This window comes from Methanotorris formicicus Mc-S-70, from assembly GCF_000243455.1.
Taxonomy (GTDB): Archaea; AGJL01; Methanococci; order Methanococcales; family Methanococcaceae; genus Methanotorris; species Methanotorris formicicus.
Map to the genome: position 1 here is coordinate 1 of NZ_AGJL01000080.1, position 4437 is coordinate 4437.

The following is a 4437-nucleotide window of genomic DNA, read 5'->3' on the forward strand; positions in this document are numbered from 1 at the left end:
GAAGTTAATTCAGACGATTTAATCGTTAATACGGATGAATACGCTATTTATGATGGCTTAAATTCACATCCAAAGGTTTCTAATCATTTAACAGTTAATCATGCATCGAGGGAATACTCTAACGGAATATAACTGCGAATGCTTCCATTCGATAATCAAACCTTATCTAAGAAAACATCGAGGCATTAGTCGAAAAAATCTCCACCTATATGTAAGATTCTATACATTTATATACAACTATAAATCGAATTGGTTCTCTGAATTACTTATAATCATGTTAGGTAATGATACTTGAAGATGAGTGAAAAGATATTTCAAGCGTTAAAAGGTATCCTCAGAGTCCAGGCAGGTTTTGCTTTGGTTAGAATTGGTCTTTAGACGTAGTTTATCCAAAAAAGACAAATATACATCTATTTGATGCCGTGAAAAAAAATTTCAAAATAAAATTATCATTGCATTTTTTCATCTTTTAAATATCTTGCTAATCTTTTAGCAATTCCAATAATTGCCAAAATTGGTGGAGATCCTGGAGCCTCTGGAAATACTGAAGCATCACAAACATACAATCCTTCAACTTCTGTTTCCAAATTCTCATCAACAACTTTTTTAACAGAACACGTTCCCCCCGGATGAGAACCCCTTGGAATTGTTGAATATATATTCCCCACACCAAATTCGTGCAGTATTTTTGATGCCTCACTAACACCCTCTGAAAGTATCTGGGTATCTTTTTTTGTTATTGGTTTTAATACGTAATCCCCACCAACTTCTCCAATGTTTTCATCCTTAATCTTAATCATTATTCCAATTATATCTTCCCTACGGACTTTTTCATACTTACTTATCCTGCCATATAACAATTCTGAGTAGTGAGATGCCAGTATAAAATCCCCATACTTTTTATAAACAACCATTTGAACATCCTTATTTAAGTAGGTGTCCTTTAAAACCCCACCAATAGTAACAAACATATCTACGAATAAATTCTTACCTATATGTTCATTATCTAAGACCTTACTCAATATTCTTGGGGAGTTAATCCCACCTGCTGATAGAATGACATTCCTTGCCTTGATGGTTTTTAGCGAGTTTTTGTGAATTCCATCGATATAAAAAACATCACCCTCTTTTCTAATATTTTTCACTTCAAAACCACAAATAACATCTGCATTCGATTTTTTTATAAATTCTGCAGCAGTCCATTTTGCATTGCATGGCTTATATGCACATTTTCCGCATTTGTTACATTTATTAAAATCTATGCACTTTGGGGTTCTCTCAAATCCAAAATCCAAAAACTTCTTTGCATATTCTCTTAAAAATTCGTATGGTGGTTTTTTTACATTTAACTCTTCCTCTATCTCATCGTATATATCATCCCCTATCTCGATTCCTTTTATTTTAACCCGTAATGCATTTCCTACGGCACAGACTGTTGAACCTCCAATGGAGTTTAAATAGGCGATATCTACAAAATCTCCCCCTATTACATATTTTGGATAACTTTCCCCTTTTTCCAATACTGCAACTTTTGCATCCGTAGAAAGTTCTTTAGCCAATGTAGATCCTCCTGCTCCAGAACCCACTATTGCAAAATCAAACATAATATCCCTCCAAATTAACAGTGTTAAATAGGCTTTTAATATTACCCTTATTGTGTTTATCAAATATATAAATTTTTGAAAGAGCAAATGCTCATTTTTAACTGGAATTGAACAAATAAACTTTAATAATATACACACAAACATTTATATATCTAAGAAAACAAAAAAATTTCCTATTGAATAATTGAGAACAGCATGGTGCATAATTAAAAAACTTAAATATAACGAGCTAAAAAATAGAATATAAAAAGCGATAAAAACCGTTGGTGAATACAATAGACCCCGTTGAAATAGTTATAACTTCGATAGATAAATACCTTACTGATAAAATCGAATAACCAAAACGTAGGGGATCTAAGGGCTATGATTTAGTATTGAAGTTGAGATTATTGGTTTATGGTGTTTTAAAATGACTACATTATACGAGAGAATTAGAAAGACATCTAAAGAAGTACTCAAACGTCTTAAAAAGATGGGATTCAATAGTATCCCACATAGAACAACGATAGACAGATGGAAAAAAATCGTTAGACAAAGAATTAAAAGAAATAATCTCTTTATTAGGAGATATTTATTTAGACTTGAAAGATTCCGAATGGATTATAATCGACTCTACACCAATAGTCGATGAAGAAGATGAAGATAGCGAGGTAGGATATTAGACGAAATGCTTCGCATTTCGTTGCTCGCTTACTTTGTAAGCGAAAACCAGATTATGAATAGATTTTGGACGAATATAAAAGGTTTTAAGAAAAAGTACGTTTTCTGTATGTTATCGGTTGTAACCGCACAGATATTAGCGATTTACAACCTAAAAACCTATGGTTACCCATTAATAAGGATTAAAGATGTTAGGACATAAATTTAGATGTATAAATTATGCACCACACTCATTGAATAATTGAGAAGATTAAAATCATCTTATTATTTAAGGTTTGTGTATTCGGGGAGAGCATGAAGATATATGAAAGGATCAGGGAGTTGTCAAAGAAATATGAATTGAAAAATGAGGAAAAAATGATTCTCGGAACTGATGGAAGTGTAACAAATCTGTTGGAAATTTTATTTGAGGGAGATGTTGTTGTTAAGACCATATTTCAAAAAATTGTAGATGATACAACCTACAGGACGGTTATACTTGAGGTAAACAATATTCCTCTTGTATATGCCACTTCAAAAATACCATTTAAAAACATAGAGTATGAGTTGAGGGAGAATATAAAAAGAGATTTATTATCTGCAGAAATCCCAATTGGAAGGATTTTGAAGATGCACAACCTTGAAACAAGAAGAGAAATTATAGATATTGATGTTAAAGGGGTTGATGAAAAAGTTAGAAAATTATTAAAAACAGATAAAAAACTATTCCCCCAAAGAACCTACAACATCATCCACAATAACAAAATACTAATGCAAATTACTGAAATTTTCAATTTAGGGGAGCATATTTAGGAGAACTACTTACCTAATCAAATCTTACATCGATGGTGGGATTATGTTAAAAGAAGCGATGTTTTATGAGAAACTTGAAAAAAATAGAGTTAAGTGTAATTTATGCCCAAGACACTGTGTAATTTTAGATGGGAAGAGGGGATTTTGTAGAGCAAGGAAAAATATTGATGGGAAATTATATGCTATGGGTTATGGAAAGTTGTCATCTGTTGCAATAGACCCAATCGAAAAAAAGCCTTTATTCCACTTTTACCCGGGTTCAAGTGTTTTATCCATTGCCACTGGGGGATGTAATTTTAGATGCAAATACTGCCAAAATTGGCAGATAAGCCAAAGAGCACCTGACGAAATTCCATACAAAGAAATGTATCCAGAGGATATCGTAAATCTTACAATTGAATACAACTGTGAGGGGATTAGTTACACGTACACAGAACCTACTATATTTTATGAGATTATGTATGATACGGCAATCCTTGCAAGAAAACATAGATTGTATAATGCAATGGTGACAAATGGTTATATTGAGGAAGAACCTCTTAAAAAACTTCCAGTAGATGCTATGAATATTGACATTAAAGGAAATGCAGAGTTTTACAAAAAGGTTTGTCAGGGTACTCTTGACCCCGTTTTAAGAACATGTGTGTTGGCAAAAAAACTTGGAATACACGTAGAAGTAACAAATCTAATAATCCCCGGATATAACGACAACGAGGATGATATGCTATATATAATAGAATTTGTAAAAGATAAGTTAGGAAAAGAAACCCCTATCCACTTCACAAGATTCCATCCAGATTATATGTTAATGGATATTCCCCCAACACCCGTTGAAGTTTTGGAAAAAGCGAGAAATATGGCGTTGGAAGAGGGTTTAAAGTATGTTTATATTGGGAATGTTCCCGGACATGGAGGAGAACATACATATTGTCCAAATTGTGGGGCATTATTAATTAGGAGGGATATATTCAATATATCAATCGTCGACCTTGATATGACGACAAAACCTCCAAAATGTTTAGTATGTGGTGAAAAAATAGATATTATTACAAAATAAAATAAATGTGCGATGATGATTGCCGACTTCACTGATGTGTGATGATATCGGGGACACCTGAGCACAATTTTTTACTTTTTGGTGATTAACTATTTATTATAAACAAACTATCTTATCTGATAGTGTGATTTAACAATATTAACTTTAAAACCAAAAAATAGAAATATGTAGTGCTTGAATAACTCGTTAAAAAACGGTGAAACCTCCATGCTAACAGCACTTAATAGTATACTCACTAATTCTATAAATAGTTTAGGATTTAACTGTTCGGAGGAGTTATCTAAGTTCGCACAAGTTAGAACACTAACGCCAATAAAAACTATC

At 32.5% G+C, this 4437-nt stretch carries 4 protein-coding genes; 3 read left to right on the forward strand and 1 reads right to left on the reverse strand.

What is annotated here, in order from left to right:
• Positions 1–449: 449 nt before the first annotated feature.
• Positions 450–1604, reverse strand: a complete 1155-nt coding sequence (locus METFODRAFT_RS09135) for a GMC oxidoreductase (protein WP_048115847.1) — start codon at positions 1602–1604, stop codon at positions 450–452.
• A 667-nt stretch (positions 1605–2271) separates the two neighbouring features.
• Here METFODRAFT_RS09135 and METFODRAFT_RS10380 point away from each other — a divergent pair.
• The 3 genes from METFODRAFT_RS10380 (at position 2272) to amrS (ending at position 4113) form a co-directional block, all read left to right on the forward strand.
• Positions 2272–2466 carry a hypothetical protein gene (locus tag METFODRAFT_RS10380; RefSeq protein ID WP_007045327.1) on the forward strand — a complete coding sequence of 65 codons (195 nt, stop codon included), beginning with the start codon at positions 2272–2274 and terminating at the stop codon, positions 2464–2466.
• Between the two features lie 92 nt (positions 2467–2558).
• Positions 2559–3056 (forward strand): chorismate--pyruvate lyase family protein, encoded by a 498-nt coding sequence (locus METFODRAFT_RS09140; protein ID WP_007045328.1) that lies wholly within the window; start codon positions 2559–2561, stop codon positions 3054–3056.
• Positions 3057–3099: 43 nt separating this feature from the next.
• Entirely contained in the window at positions 3100–4113 is a 1014-nt protein-coding gene (gene amrS / locus METFODRAFT_RS09145; protein WP_007045329.1) for an AmmeMemoRadiSam system radical SAM enzyme, read from the forward strand.
• Positions 4114–4437: the final 324 nt, after the last annotated feature.

Excerpts from the sequence above, each read along its gene's own strand:
- METFODRAFT_RS09140 (WP_007045328.1), top strand. The coding sequence starts at position 2,559 with ATGAAGATATATGAAAGGATCAGGGAGTTGTCAAAGAAATATGAATTG.
- amrS (WP_007045329.1), top strand. The coding sequence starts at position 3,100 with ATGTTAAAAGAAGCGATGTTTTATGAGAAACTTGAAAAAAATAGAGTT.
- METFODRAFT_RS10380 (WP_007045327.1), top strand. The coding sequence starts at position 2,272 with ATGCTTCGCATTTCGTTGCTCGCTTACTTTGTAAGCGAAAACCAGATT.
- METFODRAFT_RS09135 (WP_048115847.1), bottom strand. The coding sequence starts at position 1,604 with ATGTTTGATTTTGCAATAGTGGGTTCTGGAGCAGGAGGATCTACATTG.